The 20,361-nt window shown below is 64.0% G+C and carries 18 protein-coding genes and 1 pseudogene; 6 read left to right on the top strand and 13 right to left on the bottom strand.

Features of this window, described 5'->3' with window-relative positions:
- Window positions 1-1,947 precede the first annotated feature (1,947 nt).
- The 4 genes from AC52Q4_RS13690 to AC52Q4_RS13705 are packed head-to-tail and all read left to right on the top strand — an operon-like array spanning window position 1,948 to window position 6,177.
- Entirely contained in the window at window positions 1,948-3,093 is a 1,146-nt protein-coding gene (locus AC52Q4_RS13690; protein WP_495537355.1) for an efflux RND transporter periplasmic adaptor subunit, read from the top strand.
- Window positions 3,090-3,776, top strand: coding sequence for an ABC transporter ATP-binding protein (locus AC52Q4_RS13695; protein WP_495537356.1), 687 nt, complete (start codon window positions 3,090-3,092; stop codon window positions 3,774-3,776). The genes AC52Q4_RS13690 and AC52Q4_RS13695 overlap by 4 nt, the downstream gene beginning before the upstream one ends.
- Complete coding sequence (locus AC52Q4_RS13700) at window positions 3,773-4,978, top strand: ABC transporter permease (RefSeq protein WP_495537357.1); 1,206 nt, start codon at window positions 3,773-3,775, stop codon at window positions 4,976-4,978. Before AC52Q4_RS13695 ends, AC52Q4_RS13700 begins: the two co-directional genes overlap by 4 nt.
- Window positions 4,978-6,177, top strand: a complete 1,200-nt coding sequence (locus AC52Q4_RS13705; RefSeq protein ID WP_495537358.1) for an ABC transporter permease — start codon at window positions 4,978-4,980, stop codon at window positions 6,175-6,177. Before AC52Q4_RS13700 ends, AC52Q4_RS13705 begins: the two co-directional genes overlap by 1 nt.
- Window positions 6,178-6,325: 148 nt before the next feature.
- Here the strand turns inward: AC52Q4_RS13705 and AC52Q4_RS13710 are convergent, their stop codons facing one another.
- Window positions 6,326-6,448: a hypothetical protein gene (locus AC52Q4_RS13710; RefSeq protein ID WP_495537377.1), complete on the bottom strand. Its 123-nt coding sequence runs from the start codon at window positions 6,446-6,448 to the stop codon at window positions 6,326-6,328.
- Here AC52Q4_RS13710 and AC52Q4_RS13715 point away from each other — a divergent pair.
- Window positions 6,431-6,658: a Coenzyme F420 hydrogenase/dehydrogenase, beta subunit C-terminal domain gene (locus AC52Q4_RS13715; protein ID WP_495537375.1), complete on the top strand. Its 228-nt coding sequence runs from the start codon at window positions 6,431-6,433 to the stop codon at window positions 6,656-6,658. The two genes, AC52Q4_RS13710 and AC52Q4_RS13715, sit on opposite strands and share 18 nt — an antisense overlap.
- A 373-nt stretch (window positions 6,659-7,031) precedes the next feature.
- Here AC52Q4_RS13715 and AC52Q4_RS13720 read toward each other — a convergent pair whose 3' ends face one another.
- From AC52Q4_RS13720 to AC52Q4_RS13730, 3 genes are all read right to left on the bottom strand, one after another.
- Window positions 7,032-7,376: an HPF/RaiA family ribosome-associated protein gene (locus tag AC52Q4_RS13720; protein WP_495537359.1), complete on the bottom strand. Its 345-nt coding sequence runs from the start codon at window positions 7,374-7,376 to the stop codon at window positions 7,032-7,034.
- A 194-nt stretch (window positions 7,377-7,570) separates the two neighbouring features.
- Window positions 7,571-9,001, bottom strand: a complete 1,431-nt coding sequence (locus AC52Q4_RS13725) for an RtcB family protein (RefSeq protein ID WP_495537360.1) — start codon at window positions 8,999-9,001, stop codon at window positions 7,571-7,573.
- A 25-nt stretch (window positions 9,002-9,026) separates the two neighbouring features.
- A complete protein-coding gene (locus AC52Q4_RS13730) occupies window positions 9,027-9,464 on the bottom strand; it encodes an archease (protein WP_495537361.1) in 438 nt (145 codons plus the stop codon).
- 393 nt (window positions 9,465-9,857) lie between these two features.
- Here AC52Q4_RS13730 and AC52Q4_RS13735 point away from each other — a divergent pair.
- Window positions 9,858-11,084 (top strand): annotated as a pseudogene (locus tag AC52Q4_RS13735) (IS110 family RNA-guided transposase).
- 78 nt (window positions 11,085-11,162) lie between these two features.
- Here AC52Q4_RS13735 and AC52Q4_RS13740 read toward each other — a convergent pair.
- The 9 genes from AC52Q4_RS13740 to AC52Q4_RS13780 form a co-directional block, all read right to left on the bottom strand.
- Window positions 11,163-11,447, bottom strand: coding sequence for a CsbD family protein (locus AC52Q4_RS13740; protein ID WP_495537362.1), 285 nt, complete (start codon window positions 11,445-11,447; stop codon window positions 11,163-11,165).
- 206 nt (window positions 11,448-11,653) lie between these two features.
- Window positions 11,654-12,379, bottom strand: a complete 726-nt coding sequence (locus AC52Q4_RS13745; protein ID WP_495537363.1) for a sulfite exporter TauE/SafE family protein — start codon at window positions 12,377-12,379, stop codon at window positions 11,654-11,656.
- A gap of 70 nt (window positions 12,380-12,449) precedes the next feature.
- Window positions 12,450-12,947 carry a hydrogenase maturation protease gene (locus tag AC52Q4_RS13750; RefSeq protein ID WP_495537364.1) on the bottom strand — a complete coding sequence of 166 codons (498 nt, stop codon included), beginning with the start codon at window positions 12,945-12,947 and terminating at the stop codon, window positions 12,450-12,452.
- Entirely contained in the window at window positions 12,940-14,229 is a 1,290-nt protein-coding gene (locus tag AC52Q4_RS13755; protein WP_495537365.1) for a Ni/Fe hydrogenase subunit alpha, read from the bottom strand. Before AC52Q4_RS13755 ends, AC52Q4_RS13750 begins: the two co-directional genes overlap by 8 nt.
- Complete coding sequence (locus AC52Q4_RS13760; protein WP_495537366.1) at window positions 14,219-15,001, bottom strand: NADH-quinone oxidoreductase subunit B family protein; 783 nt, start codon at window positions 14,999-15,001, stop codon at window positions 14,219-14,221. The genes AC52Q4_RS13755 and AC52Q4_RS13760 overlap by 11 nt, the downstream gene beginning before the upstream one ends.
- A gap of 1 nt (window position 15,002) precedes the next feature.
- Window positions 15,003-15,815 (bottom strand): FAD/NAD(P)-binding protein, encoded by an 813-nt coding sequence (locus AC52Q4_RS13765; RefSeq protein ID WP_495537376.1) that lies wholly within the window; start codon window positions 15,813-15,815, stop codon window positions 15,003-15,005.
- 30 nt (window positions 15,816-15,845) lie between these two features.
- Window positions 15,846-16,307, bottom strand: a complete 462-nt coding sequence (locus AC52Q4_RS13770) for a cyclic nucleotide-binding domain-containing protein (protein ID WP_495537367.1) — start codon at window positions 16,305-16,307, stop codon at window positions 15,846-15,848.
- Complete coding sequence (locus AC52Q4_RS13775; protein WP_495537368.1) at window positions 16,304-17,440, bottom strand: 4Fe-4S dicluster domain-containing protein; 1,137 nt, start codon at window positions 17,438-17,440, stop codon at window positions 16,304-16,306. The genes AC52Q4_RS13770 and AC52Q4_RS13775 overlap by 4 nt, the downstream gene beginning before the upstream one ends.
- A 177-nt stretch (window positions 17,441-17,617) precedes the next feature.
- Window positions 17,618-20,290, bottom strand: a complete 2,673-nt coding sequence (locus tag AC52Q4_RS13780) for a cation-translocating P-type ATPase (protein WP_495537369.1) — start codon at window positions 20,288-20,290, stop codon at window positions 17,618-17,620.
- Window positions 20,291-20,361 lie beyond the last annotated feature (71 nt).

Genomic DNA, 20,361 nt, shown 5'->3' on the forward strand with positions numbered 1-20,361 from the left:
ATTGCCCGGGGTGGCAGTGGCGGGCCGTCTCAAAGACCGTCCGGCGCGCCGGGCGAGGATGGCGTGATCGAGACCCAAATGACGCTTATGCGGTCGTGGTAGGGACGGTGGTTGCCCACCGCCCCCCGCACAAATCCGTACGTGCGGGACTACCGCATACGGCTCCTGCCTAACGTCGTGACGCATGAAACCGCTCCTCGGAGTAGGGGTGTAGCTTGCGGCAGTACGGGATGTATTGGCGGGCAAGCCGGTTGAACCGGTCCCAGTGCATCCGATGGCGCTGACTGCGCCGCAGCAGAGCATGCCGCCAAGCGCGACAGCCCTCGCTGCGGAAACCGTCAAGGCGCTTCAGAAGGGCGCCTCCTCTCACCCGCCGGGTTGAGCCAGTCCGCCAGTCTCCTCGGCCGATGCCGTCCGGGTCTTTCGCTCAAGGAACTTCTCCTCACCACCGGCCTTACTCACTCGCTCGCCGTCTCGCACCGACCCTCTCTGCCAGCCGCCTTTCCCGGCCCACTCAGCCGCCGCTCACGCGGTCGCCCGGCTTGTGGTACTACTCGGCTGTCCGACGACTCGCCACGCCTCACGTCCCACTTCGCCCTACGGCTTATAGGGTTGCTTATCCCAGCGCCACCTGGGAACGCGGCGAGCCCTCCTGGGGTCACGCCCAGATCTTCCGTACCGTGCCGCCCGCAAACACCTTGGTGCGGCGGGTGGGTAAGAGCGCCTTCGCTGCCATAGTGCCAGCTCGACCTTGCCCCGCCTTCGGCCGACCGGTTCATCATCGGCGTCGCCCCCTCGATTACGGCCCGGTACTTCTCCGCAAGCCCTTCAGATCCCACCTCACGGTGGGCACCCTGCCCTCCGGTTGTCTCCTCAACAGTGCCGCCAACGTAGGTCCCGCCTTGGCCGTCTCCGCCGTTTCCAGCTGCGTGCCCGTTTAGGCGCTCCCCTATCGCTGCACCCCGGCCGGCGAGGCATTACCCCCGCCTTTGGATATGGCGCCCCTTACCCGAGCGCCAGTGGGAGTTCAACCCACCTGATCTGGGCGCTGCCCAGCACACACTACGAGCGACTCCGCCCCTGTGCCCCGCATCGGTACTCTCACCCTCGCGGAGGCTATCCGCTTGGACTTCTCCCTTCACATCGGGACGACAGGTTCCTACGTTCCCCACCAAAGCCTGGGTCAAGGTCACGCCACCTTCATGCCGGACGCCGGTTGAGCAGTAGGCAGGTTGCCCTCAACCTTGTCCCGGGAGCGAGGTCTTTCCCCCGGTTTCGACGCCGCCTGGATACCTTTCGACACGTCATCAGCGGTTCACTCGCGTTCGTCTCCTTGATCCACACCTGACCAAGTCGTGCTCGGCCTTTTCCAACAACGCTCACCACGAGGGCTTTTAACCTACGCAGCTTGTGGCGGTTTGAAGCCTGCTCCTGCAAACCGGCTCCGAGGGGCCTTCCCTCATCTTTGGTGAAGCACCGCTTCCGCCCAGACCTGCAACAGTTGCGTTCGTAGCACACCACCACATGGTATTTGCAGTACCATCTCACATGGGACTGGCTCGTCCAGTCTCGCATGATGACCTCCTTCCGCTTCTCTCGCTTGGAAGGAGGTCATCTACCTCAAGGCACGCCGAAACGGCAGAGCCCCTATTATAGTCACACTGCCATAGGCGGTGGCTCACGTTATTCGAGTTAATCGAAGGCTGGTACAACCCGCATCGGCGGCACTCTGGGATCGGTAACCAATCACCCGTGAATCACGAGAGGGTGCACGCCGTACGTGCCTTGGAACTCAAATCCGAACCTGTCCACTGAAACGGGGGAACTCCATCCGGCAGTTGCACCAACACTCCAGACGCTCCACCTTGGGCATTCAGCACGCAATTCTACTCTCTAGGTTTCGAGTAAAGACTGAGCTGTCCGGATGAACAGAGCGACCGCCGACTCATGAGCTACAGTCGTACCGCTGTGCTCGTCGCGGTCGTGCTGGCCATCGCACCAGCGGCATGGTATTGGAGCCGACCGGTGCCACCGGAGGTACGGGTGGCCCGCGTTGAGCACGGAGACGTCGAGTGGACAGTAACGAACACACGGGCGGGGACCGTCAAGGCCATCCGACGCGGGCGCATCTCGCCAAGCACCAGCGGCCAGGTGGCCCGCCTTCCCATCCGAGAAGGCGCACACGTGAAGGCCGGAGACCTGCTGCTGGAGCTCTGGAACGACGACCTTCGCGCCTCGCTTGACGTTGCACGGGCCAGTGCCAAGGCGTCGCGCGCCCGTGCGAATCAGGCCTGCGTGCAGGCGCAGTCGGCAACGCGGGAGGCCGACCGGTTACGACGGCTGCACAAGCAGGGCTCCGTCTCTGAGGAGGCGAGGGACCGCGCCGTCACCGAGGAAGTTGCGGCGGCCGCCGCCTGTCAGGCGGCGCGTGCGGACACCGTGGTGACGCGTCACAGGGTGGCAATGGCTGAGGCGGCACTGGCCCGTACACGGTTGCTCGCTCCGTTCGCCGGGGTGGTGGCGGAGGTCAACGCGGAGCTCGGCGAGATCGTTACGCCCTCTCCTCCGGGAATACCGACGCCGCCGGCAGTCGACTTGATCGATACCGACTCGCTGATCATCAGTGCCCCCATTGATGAGGTGGATGCCCCGGCCATCCGGGTTGAGATGCCGGCTCGCATAAGCCTGGATGCGTTTCCGGAGCACGTTTTCCCCGGAACCGTGACCCGTATAGCTCCCTACGTACTGGATGTGGAAAAGCAGGCCAGGACGGTAGAGGTGGAGGTTACCTTCGCGGCGCCGCCCGGTGATAACCATTTGCTTCCCGGCTACAGCGCGGATACGGAGATCATCGTGGACGTGGCTGAGGATGTGCTACGGGTCCCCAGCGAGGCATTGATGGACAATGATCGCGTCTTCGTCGTCAACGACGATAAGGTCGAGGTTCATACTGTAACGACGGGCATCCGCAACTGGGATTTCACGGCTGTGCACGCGGGTCTCAAGGCTGGCGACCGGGTGATCGTCTCGGGAAATCGCGAGGCCATCGCCGCCGGTACGGCCGTAAGGATCGCTTCGCAGGCGCCGCGATGATCGAGCTCGCTGGAGTGTACCGCCATTTTGTCGTCGGCGGGGAGACGGTTCGGGCGCTGGACGGCATAGACTTGCGGATCGACGATGGCGAATATATTTCCATCATGGGGCCGTCGGGCTCCGGCAAGTCCACGCTGATGCACATTCTGGGACTTCTCGACCGCCCGACGCAGGGTCTCTACCGAATGGATGGGCTTGACGTGACCCACCTGAACGACGATCAGCGCGCCCGGGTACGCGGCGGGAAGATCGGCTTCGTGTTCCAGTTTTTCCACCTTATCCCGCGCCTGACCGCCGCCGAAAACGTTGAGCTGCCGCTCACGCTGGCCGGGACCGCGCCCACCGAGCGACGTCGCCGCGTAGAAGCGATGTTGACGGCTATGGGCCTTGCCGATCGTGCCCGCCATCGGCCCAGCCAGCTCTCTGCTGGGCAGCGTCAGCGCGCGGCCATCGCCCGGGCAACCATAACCGAGCCCACCGTACTGCTGGCGGACGAACCAACCGGCAATCTCGATCGGACCACGGGGGCGGAGGTGATCAAGCTCTTGGAAACACTTCATACACGGGGTATTACGCTCATCGTCGTCACCCATGACCCGGAGATCGGCCAGCGCGCCGCCCGGCGGATACGCCTGCTCGACGGCCGGATCGCCGAGGATGCTCAGGGAGTCGCGCGCTCGTGAGAGTGCTCGACGCTATCGGTTTTGCCTGGGGCGCACTCACGGGTTACCGGAGCCGAACCGCGCTCATGCTTGCCGCGATGGCCATGGGGGTCGCAGCGGTCGTGATATTGACCGGTCTTGGCGAGAGTGCCCGGCGTTACATCGTCGGCGAGTTCTCCGCGCTCGGCACGAATCTGCTGGTGGTGTTGCCGGGCCGCAACGAGACGACCGGCGGCCCCCCGCCCCTGCTCGGAACCACCCCCCGCGACCTGACCATCGACGATTCCATGGCGCTGTACCGCAGCCGCCATGTGGAGCACGTCGCCCCGCTGAATGTGGGTGAGGCGACTGTCTCGCAAGGCAACCTCAGCCGAGATATCACGGTGCTTGGCACCACTGCCGCCTATCAAGACATTCGGGCGCTGGATATTGAGCTTGGCCGGTTCCTGCCGGAGGAGGAGATCGCCCGACCAAGTCCAGTCACCGTTCTAGGCACAACCGTGCAACGGGAGCTCTTCGGTGGCGAAGCGGCGCTCGGCCATTGGATCCGCATAGGCGACCGGCGCTTCCGCGTCATCGGAATCTGCGCGCAGCGCGGCGAGTCCCTGGGTGTCGACATGGACGACGTGGCAATCATTCCGGTAGCCGCCGCGCAGGCGCTGTTCGACGCGCCCTCGCTCTTCCGGATTCTGGTCCAGGCCCGAAGCCGCGAGGAGATACCGCGTGCGCAGGCCGATGTGCGACGGATCCTGCGCGAGCGCCACGAGGGCGAAGAGGACGTCACGGTCATCACCCAGGATTCTATCCTCACGGCTTTTGACCGCATTCTTGGCAGCGTGACCCTTGCGGTAGCAGGCATCGCGGCCATCAGCCTCCTGGTGGCCGGTGTCCTGATCATGAATGTCACGCTGATCGCGGTGACCCAGCGCACCACGGAGATCGGCCTGCTGCGAGCCCTCGGGGCTTCGGCGCCCCAGGTCGTGGCGCTCTTTCTCGGTGAGGCGCTGCTTCTGGCGACACTGGGCGCGCTAGCCGGCACAGTCCTGGGTGTGGCTGGCACCTGGTTGATCCACTTGGTCTTTCCTGTTCTCCAGCCCCTGCCCCCGTTATGGGTGCCGCTGGCCGCCTCAGGCGTCGCCCTGGTCACCACGGCATTGTTCGCCTGGCTGCCGGCGCGCCGAGCGGCAGCCCTGGACCCGATCGCCGCACTCTCGGAGCGCTGATGGCCGTAGCGGATTACTGGCGGCTGACCTGGCGCACCGTAAGCACGCTCTGGCTGCGAAGCTTGCTCACTGGCTTGGGCATCGCCATCGGAATCGCCGCCGTCATCCTTCTGACCTCTATCGGCGCGAGCCTGAATCGCTTCGTACTGGCCGAGTTCAGCCAGTTCGGTACCACTATCATCGCCGTGAACCCGGGACGGCAGTCCACCCATGGCGCCTCCATCGGTATCTTCGGCATTGTTCGCCCCCTCACGATCGAAGACGCCGAATCCCTGCGCCGGCTTCCCGAGGTCCAGGCTGCCATGGGGCTCATTCAGGGAAATGCCGAGGTCGAGTCGGCCCGTCGGTCCCGGCGCACGACAGTGCTCGGTGTCGGTTCCGATATGCCGAGTATCTTCTCTTTCGAACCGGCGATCGGACGTTTCCTGCCCTCCGACGAACCCCGCGCCGCGCGCCCCTTTGCCGTGTTGGGCCGTGAAGTTTACCGGGAGCTTTTCCCTGCCGGCGAGGCGCTGGGAGAGAAGATCCGCATCGCCGGCAGTCGCTTTCGCGTGCTTGGCGTCATGGAACGCAAGGGCCAAATCCTCGGCTTCGACATGGACGACGTCGTCTACATTCCGACTGCACGGGCGCTGGAGCTCTTCAATCGCGACGGAGTGATGGAAATAGACGTGCTCTATCGCAAGGGCGCGTCGGCCGAGAAGGTGGCAGACGCCATCGGCGCAATGCTCGAGGAACGACATGGGCGCCAAGACTTCAGCATCACCACTCAAGAGGAGATGCTTTCCACCCTCGGTTCGGTGCTCGATGTGCTTACTTTCGCTGTTGGGGCGCTCGGCGGCATCTCACTGTGCGTTGGCGCCGTCGGAATACTGACCATCATGACCATCGCAGTGCGCGAGCGAACGGCCGAGGTCGGACTGCTGCGCGCTCTAGGCGCACAACGGCGGCAGATTCTGGGGCTTTTTCTCGGCGAAGCCGTAGTCCTGGCAGCGTTGGGGGGCGTCACCGGACTCGCGCTGGGGGCGACTGCGGGACAGCTTCTGCGCCTAGCGTTGCCGAGGCTGCCGGTGCACACGCCGTGGGAGTTTGCAGTGGCCGCACTGGCGCTATCGAGTCTCATCGGCTTGATAGCCGGGGCGCTGCCTGCGCAGCGCGCCGCCGCGCTGGATCCTATCGAGGCACTCCGCGCAGAGTAACGGCACCCCCGCGGAGCACTACACGCGGGTTTCGGCCAAGTGGAACCTGCAGCTGCCCACCGGTGTCGAGCGGAGCTGAAGCATCTTGGCTCAGCCCACCGCGCCAATCCGGCGGCCATGTGGATGGCTTTCCTCGGCGGCCCCCGAATCAAACCTCGGGACACCTCACCTTGACCTTTGTCACGAGCTGCTGACGCCGGGCGCCCGCGGCAGTTCGAATCGGGTTCGTATCAGGACCCGTGATGGAGACGAGATCCAGACGAATTGCCATGGACTCTCCTCGGCCACGGACGAGTCGCGCCTGCCAAATCGTTGCAGGATCTGCCCGGATTGCGTGCGCGTATCCGCGGACGTCGTTGCCAGCGAGCTGCGGCCCGACATTCAGCGATCGGACGAAGAGGAGGGATTCAACGTCGTCATTGCACATACCTCGGCGGGCGCCTCAAGCTGGTGCAAGCCGCCGTGCGTGCAGGGGCGCTGATCGTTGATCGCGAGGTCACAGCGGAGGAGCTGAACGAGCGCAAGCCGCATCTGGTGCACCGACGACGCTCAGCCTGGGCGCGGCTAATAGCGCTTCGCAACGCGAACCGGCCGGCCCCGAAGTGGCCGGGCTTGAGCTCGATACGCTCGCCCGGGAAAACGACCTCGCCGTCACCTAAGGGAAGCCCGGGGCACCCCCCGCCGGGCACTGGACGGGGGCACCAGCGAGGCTGCGCCCCACCCGGCTCGCCGGCTCTAGAGACAAAAAACCAAGCATTGTGCGCTTGCAAGCGAGGCGGGTGCCCTCCACCTGTCGAGCCGTTCACGTACCAACAGGGGAGAGAGGATTGCTGACCTCGGGCGCAGGCTCTCCGTTACGCATCCTTCGCGCAAGGATGGAGAGCACCTTCTCCGCCTCCCGCACCTGCCCCGCCATGCGCTTCAAGGCGAGCACGTCCTCCAGCACAACCTTCCTCGTGCGCACGGTGCTGAGCCGGCTCACGACTAACCGCCAGCTCCGCCCCGGGAACCGTCAGATCAATACGCACATGGTAGAGATTACCCTTGTGGTGATGGCGGTGATGCGCTTCGACGACGACGCGGCAGCCCATGATTCTATGGAAATAGCGCTCGAGCTTCGCCACCTCCTCACGTACTCTGCCTTTCAGTACCGGGGAGTGATCCATATTCCGAAACGTGACCCGAACGGGGATTTGCATTGACCTCGCCCTCTCATTTGCCCCGGACCCGCAGCCTGCAAGCGGATGGGTCCTCAATGCTAACGCCGGATATCGCCGAGCGCGCACGATTGGCTTTACGCATCCGAATATAGCAACACCCGCTTGGATCCCCTGTTGACATGCATCAACGCGACGGCGCTCCGCCAGCGCTCGCGGTGGGTCCGGTTCACGCCTCAACCCTTGATGCAAACCACGGGCTCGAGCCTCGCCACCTGGTGCGCCAGCCCGGCATGGTCGGCGGCCTCAACGACGGCCCTGACATCCTTGTAGGCCAGCGGCGCCTCCTCTGCCACACCCCGCATCGACGGACTGCGCACCAGGATGCCCCGCGTCGCCAGCTCGTCAATTATCTCCCGGCCGCGCCACTGCCGGGTCGCCTGGTGGCGACTCATTGCCCGACCGGCGCCGTGGCACGCGGAACTGAAGCTCAGACTCTCACTCTGCCTGGCACCCACGAGCACGTACGATGCGGTACCCATCGTGCCGCCGATCAGCACCGGCTGACCAATTTCCCTGAGCACCGCCGGCAGGTCCGGATGACCGGGTCCGAACGCCCGGGTCGCTCCCTTGCGGTGCACGTACAGGCGCATCGGCTTACCGTCCACCGGGTGCTCCTCGAGCTTGCAGGTGTTGTGCGAGACGTCGTAGAGCATTCTCAGGTTTGCCTTCGGCAGCACATCCGCAAAGACTTCGCGGGTGAGATGCGTGATAATCTGCCTGTTGGCGAGTGCGCAGTTGATCCCGGCCCGCATGGCACCCAGATACGATTCGCCAATCGAGGACTGGATCGGTGCGCAGGCGAGCTCTCGATCGGGCAGGCTGATGCCGTAATCTGCCGCGGCAAGGACCATCGTTCTTAGGAAGTCCGTGCCGATCTGGTGACCGAGCCCGCGTGAGCCGCAATGGATGCTCACGACGATATCCCCGGCACGCAGGCCGAGGCTCGTGCCGGCGTCGGTGTCGAACACCTCGGCAACGTGCTGCACCTCAAGGTAGTGGTTGCCGGAGCCGAGGGTTCCCATCTCGTCGCGCTGCCGGTGCTTCGCCTTTACCGAGACTTCCTCCAGAGCGGCCCCTGCCATGCACCCATGCTCCTCGATCCGCTCCAGATCCTCGCGGCTGCCGAAACCGGCCGACACGGCCCATTTGGCACCGCCGGTCAGCATGGCATCCATTTGCTCGGCATTCAGGCGGATCCGCCCGGTGCGGCCGACGCCGCATGGAATTCGACCATACAGCGCATCGATCAAGCGCTTTTTCACCGGCTCCACGTCCTCCTTCCGCAACCCCGTATGCAGGCAGCGCACACCGCAGGAGATGTCGAACCCTACCCCGCCGGCCGAGACAACACCGCCGCTGGCCGGATCGAACGCAGCCACTCCGCCGATTGGGAAACCGTAGCCCCAGTGGGCGTCGGGCATGGCGTAGGACGCCCTTACGATGCCCGGTAGCTTCGCCACGTTGGTAACCTGCTCGTAGACTTTCTCGTCCATGGTCCGGATGAGGGGCTCATCGGCGTAGACGATCGCCGGTACGCGCATGCCGTCCCGGGGCGCAATCTCCCAGGCAAACTCGCTATGCCGGGTGAATAGTGAAATATCCATGATCGTTACCTTTCAACAGATGGCTCTAGACGTCGACCACACACTGGGCGCTCCAAAGCCCATGGGAGTCTTGATGCACGCCCAACGCGGTGTAGGTAGCACCTTTGATCTCTACGGCGGGCTGGTGTCGAGCCCGATCGATGGGCTCACCCCATGCCGCGCCATGTAACCGGTGATCGGCAATGCGCACGTTGAAGCGGCTGAAAAGCATCCGACGGGAGGCCATCTCATAGACCAGGGCGTTGAGCCAGTCGACGAGCAGGAGCTCATTGTCCGGTGCTTCACAGTCTAGGCTCACTTTGACGGTCGGCGATATCGTTGCCGGATCGGCAATCACAGCGGTCATTGCCAAGGCCGCTTTCTCGAACGCCGCCGGGCAAGTCATGCCGATACCGCGGATTCCGATATCCGCGCCGTGATGAAAGTGCTCCCATCCATCTCTTACCGAATCCCCGCTGTTCATGGGCGTTCGCCTTACGTTCGCGCCGGTTCGGGACCCGCATGGACTACCGCAAAGGCCGTCCTTATGGCCGGGTCTGACGTCACTGCGTTCATGCCATCACTCCATGGTTTTGGGTATCGGGCGGACAAGCGATCTTGCCTAACGATCATGGTGGCTGGCACCACCCCAGAAGATGAAAGAGACTCTCAGATGGAAGATGGCGGGTAGAGGTCGTGATAATTTTTGGTGGTTTAACCGCGTGTCTAACGTGACCCGCCGGACTGACTCGCACCCCGACTGCTTTCCATAGAGAGCGTACGCTAAACAGGCCGTTGGCGAGTTCTCGCCCTCAGGCAGATTCAGTCCCGGCACCCGCCACCTTCCGCCTTTGAGTGTAAGTGGGCAGGAGGCGGTATGGAACTGGTTGCACTGTACAAGCGTGTCATCGGTCTGGACATCCATCAGGCGCAGATCACCGCCTGTGCCTTGATCGAGGAAGCGCACGGGAGCACGCGCATCGAGCAGCGGCAATTTGGCGCCTTCAAGCGCAATCGCAGGGCATTGGCGGAGTGGGTGGCTTCGCTGCGGCCCGATGAAGTCGTGATGGAGAGCACCGGTATTTACTGGAAAAGCCCGTATGCGGCCCTGGGGGCGGTCGGCATTCGGGCGAAGGTGGGTCAACGCACGGCATGTCAAGAACGTCCCGGGGCGCAAAACCGACGTGGGTGATGCGCAGTGGCTGGCGACGCTGGCGCGCGCCGGGTTGCTGCGCGGCTCGTTTGTGCCGCCTGCCAAGTTGCGCGAATTGCGTCTGATCGCCCGTCAGCGCCAGAACCTGGTCGGTCAGTTAGCCTCGGAGAAGAATCGGCTGCACAAGGTGCTCACCGACTGCGGCATCCGTCTGGGCGTCGTGGTTAGCGACCTGCAAGGTGGTCGCTCGGCGCGCGCCATGGTCAAGGCCCTCATCGCCGGGCAGCCGCCGCATGAGGTGCTCAAGCTCGCCAGCCGCCGGCTCAAGGCCAGTCGGGAAGCGCTCTTCGATGCCTTGCAGGGCGAGATGACTACAAGCCACTGCTTCGTGCTCGATGAGTTGATGCGGCATATCGAGCAGATCGAGGCCCGGATCGCTCGCTTTGACGAGCGCTTGCTCGCCGAACTGGAAACCGAGCGCAATACACTGGCGCTGCTGCAGACCATTCCCGGTATCGACCTGCTCGGTGCGGCCATGCTGTTGGTGGAGATCGGTTCCGACATGGGTGCCTTCGGCAGCGCCGAGCGCCTAGTTCCTGGGTCGGTATTTGCCCAGGCAACAAGGCGTCGGCCGGTAAACGCAACTCTGGCCGCCTGCGCAAGGGCTGTCTATGCTCGCCGCCTGCTCTGTGAGTTCGCCCATGCCGCCAGTCGCACCACGTCCGTGTCAAGTCGAAGAAGTTCCACTCGCTTCTCGTGCGCCGCGGTTACAAGCGCGCAATCATCGCTATCGCCCACACGATCCTGCGCACCCTCTTCTTCATGCTCCAGCGGCACGGACATTACCGGGATAGCGCCGTCGACTACGAAGCACTGTGCGTTCAACGAAATGCCCCTCGCTGGATCAAGGCCTTGACCAAACTCGGCTTCATCGCCCCTGCCAGCGCCTGATCCGTTTCACACGACCTCTCTATGGCCTTCACGGGTCAGGGGAACACCCGTCTCGGACACAGCCTCTTTCACGCTAAATCATACGGAGGAGGTGGGATTGCCTTCACTCGGCATGCCACCTCTATCCGCCGCCTCCATCTCGATCCATTCGCTGACTCTACGGTCAGCCTCTTCCTTGCTCAGGTTGTAGGCCTTCTGCAGCTTGCCCGACAGCTCCTCCTGCCGCGCGCCCGCGAGCTCATCGACGTCCTTGACCGTGAGCTCGCCCCAGCGTTGCCGCAACCGGCCCTTATAATCGTGCCACTGGCCTTGCATCTGATTCCACATATCCGCTCTGGTGAGATGGACCGTATCTTTGGTCATACGCACCTCCTTTTACGAAGTTTTATCTGCTAAGCAATTGTCTTTTACGTCATATTTCTCGTGACGTGCCTAGTTGGACCGCACTCGGCCGGTGGTGTTCCTGAGCCGACCTGCAGCACGGCGAGTCGCATCACGCGCAGGATACGACGAGCCGCCCGGCAACTGCCGTCGCGGCCGCCGGCCCAACACGCCGCCCACGCTCGAGTTCAGATCCCGGAGCCGATGGATGGCCAAACATTCGCAAAGAGCAGCTCGGCGCCGATAGCGATCGTGATCACCCCGATAACGAGCTGCAGCCCGTTTTGCAGCCCCGCGGCCGCGCGGGTGGAATAGCGCAGCGGAACGGCAATGAGCGCGGAGAGTACCGCCATGCCGACGATCGAGCCGATCCCGAACAACGCGACGTAGGCAAGCCCAAGAATGGGTGAGGCGACCGTTTGCAACGTGAGCAGAATAAGCGCCGCCGAGCCGGCGAGCCCGTGCATCATACCGACCAGCAATGCTCGCACGGGGAAGCCATGCGGATGGGGATGATCGTGACGCCGCCATTCATGCGGCTCGTCACCGCGATGCGCATGAGCATGCCAATGGCGGCTACCATCGGCATGCGTGTGCTCGTGGCTGTGAAAATGGATCCGCTCGCTCACCAGACGCCGAATCACGTCGGTGCCCAAGGCGATCAGCATGACGCTGACTGCCGCCTCGAGCCCCCGGGTGAGCGGCTCGGGCATTACGGTGTCGAGGAAAAGAACGATCGAGCAGACAATGAACAGCGTGATGGTGTGGCCGAGCCCCCAAATCGCCCCCTGCCAGACGGTGTATCCGATCGAGGGACTGCTGCGCGTGGCCAGGGTGGCAAGCGCCGCGAGATGGTCGCTTTCCATCGCGTGGCGCATGCCGATCAGAAAGCCGAGCAGCAATATAGCGCCCATGGCGCACCCCGTGCGGCTATACCAAGGTACGCAGCCGATCGTGCCGCGCGGGCGGCCGAAGGGCAACCGGCTAGCGTATGACCTCCCCCTCGCCGATCGCCGCTTGCCAGCCAATGTCCGCGACGATCCGCGCGCTTACAGGACCCACCGCAGCGGCAACCGCCGCGCTAAGCGCGGCGCCCGGCGCGAAGGATCCCGCCTCCACAAGATAGACGAGGCACTGCGCCGGCAGCAGATTCAGCGCACGCGCCAGCTCGATCGCCTCGGCAAGCCCGAGCCCATGCGTGGACGCGCTTCCCCGCCGTATGGGCAGTGTGGAGTCGAGGACATCAAAGCGCTGGATCGTCCCCGGCGCACCCCCGGAGATGGCGGCGTCGACGAGATAAACCGCATCGGCGCCACGCAGGCAGTCGAGCAAACCCGCGCTCTCGCCGTCGTGCTCGATCACACGGACATCCTCGGGCACACGCCCGCGCAGCGCCGCCGCAACCCGCCGCCCCACGGCGTCGTCGCCTCGATCCAGATTACCTATCCCGATGACCAGCCGACGATGACCACACTCAACCACGATCGATTTCCAAGTTCAGGAAGTGGGTCGCGCAAGAGATGCACGGATCATAGTTGCGTACGGCCTGCTCGCAGCGCTCGCGCAGGGCGTCGTCGGCCAGCTCCAGCCAATCGCCGATGAAGGCCTTCAGATCCTCCTCGATGCTGGGCTGATTCTGCGCCGTGGGGGGCACGATCTGCGCTTCTTCAATGCTCCCGTCCCCGGCCAGGCGGTAGCGGTGGAAGAGCAGACCGCGGGGAGCTTCGGTCGCGCCGTAGCCCACGCCCGCGCGCGGGCTCAGCTCGACTGCGGGATGCTCGGGCGGCTCGTAGCGCTCGATGATGCGCAACGCCTCGTCACAGGCATACAGCACCTCGACACTGCGTACGACGATACTTTGGAACGGATTGGTGCAGACGGCAGCCAACCCGGCCTCAGCCGCCGCTTCCCGGGCCAATGGCGAGAGGCGGTCATGGTTGAGGCTGTAACGCGCCAGCGGCCCGACCAGATAGCTGCTGCGCTCGCGCAGCCGCGAGTGCAGCGCCGTGGAGCGCTCGACGTGCTCCTCGACGAAATGCTGGTTGTACTCCCCTGCCGCGATGTCCAGCCCCCGGTTGGAGACGAGCCGCCCTTCGTTAAACGGATACTCGTGCGGATGGCGCAGCGCGACCAGCTCATAGTCCCGACTGCAGTCGGGGAAATCGAAGCCGGCGGTCCAACGGACCGTCTCCAGCGCCGCCTCGCGTGCACGCTTCAACTTCTCCGCAAGCGGGACGAGATCCTCTCGGGTCGGCGTGCGATAGAAACCACCCACACGGATATTGATGGGATGAATCTCCCGGCCACCCAGCAGCGACATAACCTCGTTGCCCACCTTCTTCAGGGCCAAGCCGCGGCGTACCGTCTCGGGATGGTCCCGTGCCATGTCGATGGCCCCGGCGTAGCCCAGGAAATCCGGAGCGTGGAGCATATAGATATGCAGGGCATGGCTTTCAATCCACTCCCCGCAGTAGAGCAGGCGGCGAAGCGCCCGCAATGGCGCGTCGACCTGCACGCCCAAGGCGTTCTCCATCGCATGCACGGCGCTCATCTGATAGGCCACGGGGCAGATGCCGCAGATGCGCGCGGTGATATCCGCTGCCTCGGTGAACGCTCTGCCGCGCAGCAACGCCTCGAAAAAGCGTGGCGGCTCGAAGATGCGCAGCTCGGCATCGCGGACCACGCCATCACGCACCGTGACGCGCAGCGCGCCCTCGCCCTCCACGCGGGCGAGGTAGTTCACCTTGATGGTCCTACGGGCCATGCCGCTTGCTCTCCTCGCGGAACGCTTCGGCGTTGCCGTTGAAGTTGCGGTACACGCGCAGAAGCTCGCACCGGTCCATACCGAGGCCCTGCAGCCACTCGCTCAGCGCGCGCGTCTTCGGTGTCTCCATGGGACCGTAGCAACCATAACAGCCGCGGTTGTACGATGGACACAAGGCACCGCAGCCGGCGTGGGTCACCGGCCCGAGGCAGGGGGTGCCGTGGGCGACCATGACACAGACGTTACCTTTGAGCTTGCACTCGATACAGACACTGTGGCTGCTTATGGCCGGGCGGCGCCCGCTCAGGAAGGCCGTGATCACCTCCAGCAGCTGGCGCTTGTTGATGGGACAGCCTTGCAGCTCGAAATCTACGCGCACGTGATCGGCAATGGGCGTGGAGGTCGCCAGCGTCTGTATATACTCGCGGTTCGCGTAGACCACGGAGACGAATGCTTCCACGTCGGCAAAGTTGCGCAGTGCCTGGATACCGCCGGCGGTGGCGCAGGCCCCGATGGTGACCAGCGTGCGCGAGCGCCGACGGATGTCCTGAATCCGCTTGGCGTCGTGGGCGGTGGTAACGGACCCCTCCACCAGCGAGAGATCATACGTTCCCCGGATTGCGCCGCGCGTCGCCTCCGGGAAGTAGGCGATCTGCACCGCATCGGCTACCGCCAGCAGCTCGTCCTCGCAGTCCAGCAGGCTCAGCTGACAGCCATCACAGGAGGCGAATTTCCAGACGGCGAGGCGCGGCTTGCGTCGGGGTCGGGTCATTTCAGATCTCCTTTCGGCTCAGCAGCCCACGAACGCGCTCGAAAGAGAGCACCGGCCCGTCCTTGCATATAAAGGTCGGCCCGAACTGACAATGACCGCAATGGCCGACGGCGCACTTCATGTTGCGCTCCATCGACAGGTGAATCGCGGCCTCGTTGACGCCCGCCTCCTGCAACGCCGCGATGGAAAAGCGCATCATCACTTCGGGACCGCAGACGAAGGCAACGGTCTCAGCGGGATCGAAGGACGCCACCGCAATAAGGTGGGTGACGACGCCCACCCGGCCGGGCCAGGCGCTGTCCGCGTGATCCACCGTGACCCGGACCTGCAGATCCGGACGCTGGCGCCAGCGTTCCAGCTCACGGCGAAAGAGGATGTCCTGGGGGCTTCTCGTTCCATAGAGCAGCGCCACGCGGCCGTAGCGTTTACGCGTGCTCAGGATCTGGTACAGCGCGGGGCGCAGAGGCGCAAGCCCCAGCCCGCCGGCGATCAGCAGGACATCGGCACCTGCCGCCGCCTCGACGGGCCAACCCTTGCCGAAGGGTCCGCGCAGGCCGACGGTATCCGCCGTCCTGAGCCCCGTTAGTGCGCGGGATACTGGCCCTACCGCCCGTACCGTGTGCACCTGCCGGTGGGGTTTCGCCGGATCCCCGCTTAGACTGATCGGAATCTCGCCCACGCCGAAGACGTAGAGCATATTAAACTGTCCGGCGGCGAAGCCGCGGGCCTCCGGGCAATCACCATCCAGCTCCAGCGTCCATGTGCCGGGGATCTCCCGGCGCCGGCGCAGGACCCGCACCGGGACCGGGCGCATGGGATCATGCCCGAGCACCGGCCTCACGGGTTACTCCGGTGCGCCGTAGACATCGAGAATCTGCATCCTCGTGGCCTGCAGGCGACTGATCAATATCGGCATCAGCCGCTTCATCACCTCGTAGCCTAGGTCGTGATTCGCCTCGCACTTCTCGCGCAGGCAACGGGCATCCATGGCAATGGCTCGGGTCAACTCCACGGCGCGGGCGTCGTAGGTCCAGCGGTAGGGCGGCACCAGCCACGAGATGCCCACCAGCTCGTCATCCCCCAGCGTCTGGAAACGCACGGGCGGACCGCCGGGCACGGCGATCTCGAGAGCGACATGGCCGTGACGAATGAGGTAGAGCGTGTCGGCGGCACCGCCCTCGTGGAGGAGATACTCGTTGCTGTTGAAGCGCACGTTACGCGCACAGCCGCAGACGAGATCGCAGAAGGCTTCATCCAGCCCCCGGAAAAACGGATGCTCCCGCACGATCTGCTCGATGTCTTTCACGAGCCGTCTCCGTCGCCGTCCTTATCGCGAATCGCCCGCACCTCCGCGGTGATGTCGATTCCCACCGGACACCAGGTAATGCAGCGCCCGCAGCCCACGCAGCCGGAGGTCCCGAACTGATCGACCCAGGTGGCGAGCTTGTGGGTCATCCACTGGCGATAGCGTGACCGAGCGGAGCTTCTCACGCTGCCGCCATGGACATAAGAGAAATCCATGGTAAAGCAGGAGTCCCAGCGACGCGTGCGGGTGGCCGTCTCACCGCTCAGATCCGTCTCGTCATCCACGCTCGTGCAGAAGCAGGTCGGGCAGACCATGGTGCAGTTGCCGCAGGTCAGGCAACGCTCGGCCACATCGTCCCAGCGGGGGTGCTCCAGGTTTCGCATCAGCAGAGCCGGGACATTGGTATCCGGCATCTCGCGGCCCATGCTATTCGCGGTTCGCTCCACGATGGCCCGTGCCGTTTCCGTCTCTGAGGGCTGCGCCGGTCGGTGGGGCAATTCGGCGAGCACCTGCGCCCCCGCGTCAGTGGCCGACTCCACAAGGAAGCAATGCTCACCCGCCTCGATGATCTCGGTAAGCGCCAGATCGAAGCCCGACTGCGCGCGGGGGCCGGTGCCCATCGACGCGCAGAAACAAGTCCCGCCGGCCACACCACAATTGACCGCCACCAGGAGGAGGTCCTCGCGCCGCGATTGGTAGTGCGGATCCACGTAGGGCCCCCCGAGAAATACCTTGTCCTGAATGGCGATCGCGTTGAGCTCGCAGGCACGAACGCCGATAAACGCATAGCGTGGCGGCTGGTCTTGCTCATCGACGATCCGCATGCCCTCCGCGCCGCGCTCGGCCCGCCACAGCCGCAGATTGGGCGGATGCAGATAGCGCTTCCAAGAATGCGGCCCAACCGCATAGCCAAAGAGCGCGGCGTCGTCGCGGCGTCGAAGCCGGTAGCGCCCGCCGTCCTGCTCGTCGGTCCAGCCCACTGGAAGATCGCCGATATTGTCGATCTTGTCGTAAACAATGGCGCCGTCGCGCAGGGTTGGCCCAATCACTCGATAGCCGCGGCTGACGAGCACGTCGATGAGCTTCTGTAACCCATCCCGGTTTATGACGACAGCACCGCTGGTCTCCTCCATTCCCGCCCTCCGGTCGATGGGTACGATCCCCGTGGCCCAATAATCCCTATCCGTTAGCTTAGAAGGCAGCGCATTGAGCACAAGTAGAGCGCGATCCGGATCCGCATCTATTGTGCTGGTTCTGGGCGTCCCTATGCTCTGGCATGAGCCATGCTTCCTCGCCTGAAGCGCCGGTCGCTATCGCATTCTCGATGCCGGCCAGCGGGAGGCGGAGCCCCTAACCCGGGCCATGGCCTTGTAGACCTCATCGGCAAAGATCAACGGCACCGTGAAAAGAGCGGCGAGCGCCCAGACATTCAGCGGCAGCGGCGCGGTCTCGAACAGCAGATTACCGAGCGGCAGGTAGACGATCACGGCGATCACCATGAGCTCCACGACGATCCCGACAGGAATCATCGGATTGGGTGCCGTCTCTGGCGTAAACGCCGAGAGCCGCTCGCTGCGACTGAGGAAGAGATTGGCCACTTGCGCAACCACGATCGCGGCAAGACACGCCGTAGTCGCTTGGTGATACGCAGTTTCAGACGGCAATAAGGAGCCGTAGGTCCAACCGTATTCCGAGAGCACGAAGAAGAACGCAGCCATTCCCGCGAACGCCTGAGACGGTCCCCGCAACAGGTACGCCCTGCGAATGAGCGGCCAGTCCGTTAAGCGCTGGTCGCGGCGGCGGGGCGGCCGCTGCATTACGTCGGAATGAGGTTTCTCCGCTGCCAACGCCAGGGCAGGCACCATATCCGTGCCCAGATCCACCGCGAGAATTTGCACCACCGTCAGGGCAAGTGGTACATCGAGCAGAACGAACGCGAGAAAAGGCACGATTTCCGGGATGTTCGAAGTCAGAATATAGCCCAAGAACTTGCGGATGTTGTCGAATACCGCTCGTCCCTCCTCGACGGCGGCGACAATGGTTGCGAAGTTGTCATCGACCATGATCATGTCCGCCGCCTCGCGTGCCACGTCCGTGCCTCCTACCCCCATGGAGATGCCGACGTCCGCCTGGCGCAGAGCAGGGGCGTCATTGACGCCATCGCCGGTCACGGCCACGATCTCGCCTTTTTTCTGCAAGGCGGCGACGATGCGGCGCTTTTGATCGACGCGAGTGCGGGCAAAGATGATTGAAGGGCGGTCGAGCGCGAGTTGCAGCTGGGTATCCGACATCTTCTGCAGGTCGCTGCCCGACAATACCTCGCCCCCGGGGCCGCCCAAATCCGCTTGCTCAGCGACGGCACGTGCCGTGAGCGGATGGTCGCCCGTGATCATGATGGTGCGAATGCCCGCACCCCGGCAGCGGGCAACTGCCTCGGGCACTTCCCGCCGGATGGGATCGTTGAGACCGAGCAGGCCGAGGAATTCGAGCTCCTGCTCCAGCAGTTCGCGTGGTTGCTCCCCACTGATTCTCCGGCAAGCGAACGCAAGCACTCTCAGGCCCAGCACCGCCATATGCGCCTCCGCCTCCCGAATGGCGGCGCGTGTGTTGTCATCGATCGTGCGCCCGTCGATGCCGGTACATAATGGCAAAACGGTCTCGAGCGCGCCCTTGGTGTACAAGACTCGCCCACCTGCGTCTGCATGCAGCGTGGACATCCGCTTGCGTTCCGGATCAAAGGGAATTTCGTCGAGCAACTGCTGGCGCCCTAGGGCGTCGCCCGTGAGGCTCAGCAGCGCGGCCTCGGTCGCATCGCCCGTAATGTGCGCTTCAGCAGGGCCAATCACCTGCTTCAGACTGTGGCAGTGCCGAATGGCGTCGGCCAGGGCCGGAGCCGTTTCTCCGAGGCGCTTTAACTCGCTTCCGCGTGCGATCTGCCCATGGATATACGCGCTTTCGGGGACCATGCGGTTTTCTGTCAATGTCCCCGTCTTGTCGGTGCAGATGACAGTGACAGCACCGAGCGCCTCCACCGCGTTGAGGTGGCGGACCAGCATCTTTCTCCTCGCCAAGCGCTGCGCTCCCATGGCAAGCGCCAGCGTGACCGTCGGCAGCAACCCCTCCGGCACGTTGGCCACGATGATACCGATAGCGAACAACGAACTGTCCCATAGCTTCATGCCGGTCGCCTGGCCTATAAAAAGGAATACGGCGCCGAGACCGACCGCCAGTGCCGCGATCAGCCGGCTGAGGCGGGTTACTTCCTTCTGCAGCGGCGACAAGGTCTCACCCTGGGTCCGCGTCAGGTGCGCGATATTACCGAAGACGGTGTGCATCCCGGTGGCAAAGACCACCGCTCGTGCTTCGCCCGCAGTCAGTACGGTGCCGGCGAGAAGAACGTTTCTGCTGCTGACCAGATCATGCTCCTCGCTCGGATGGGCGTCGCGCAGCACCGGCGCCGATTCCCCGGTAACTGCGGCGATGTTGGCTTGCACTCCCGCCGCCGCGATAATGCGGCAGTCTGCGGGCACGCTGTCGCCACCCTCGAGAACGACGATATCGCCGGGAACGAGCGCCTCGACGGGGATTTCGTGAATCCCGGCGTTGCGCACCACCATAGACAGGTGCGGCAACAGTCCCTGTAAGGCCTCAACCGCATGTTCGCTTTTGTATTCCTGCCACAGCGAGAACAGCCCGTTGATGAGAATCACCGCCACGATTGCGACGGCCAGCACACCCATCCCTTCTCCACCACGCCAAAACTCGGCTGCAACCGCGAGCGCCGCAGCCACCCAGAGCACTAGCGCGAAAAAGTGTGTGAACTGCGCCAGCACTCGGGTAATAAAACGCCGCGACGGCCGGACCTCAACCCGGTTCGGGCCGTACTCGGCAAGCCGCCTGTCCGCTTCGTCCTCGCCTAGCCCATCCGGTCCGGTGTGCAAGGTACGCAGGAGTTCATCAACCCCAAGATGATGAAGGCGCATGACTGCCTCGCGATCATCGGTACCACAGAAGATTCTAGAACCGATTTCTCTTATTGCGCCTTAAATCGAAG

The organism is Nitrococcus sp., assembly GCF_059432795.1.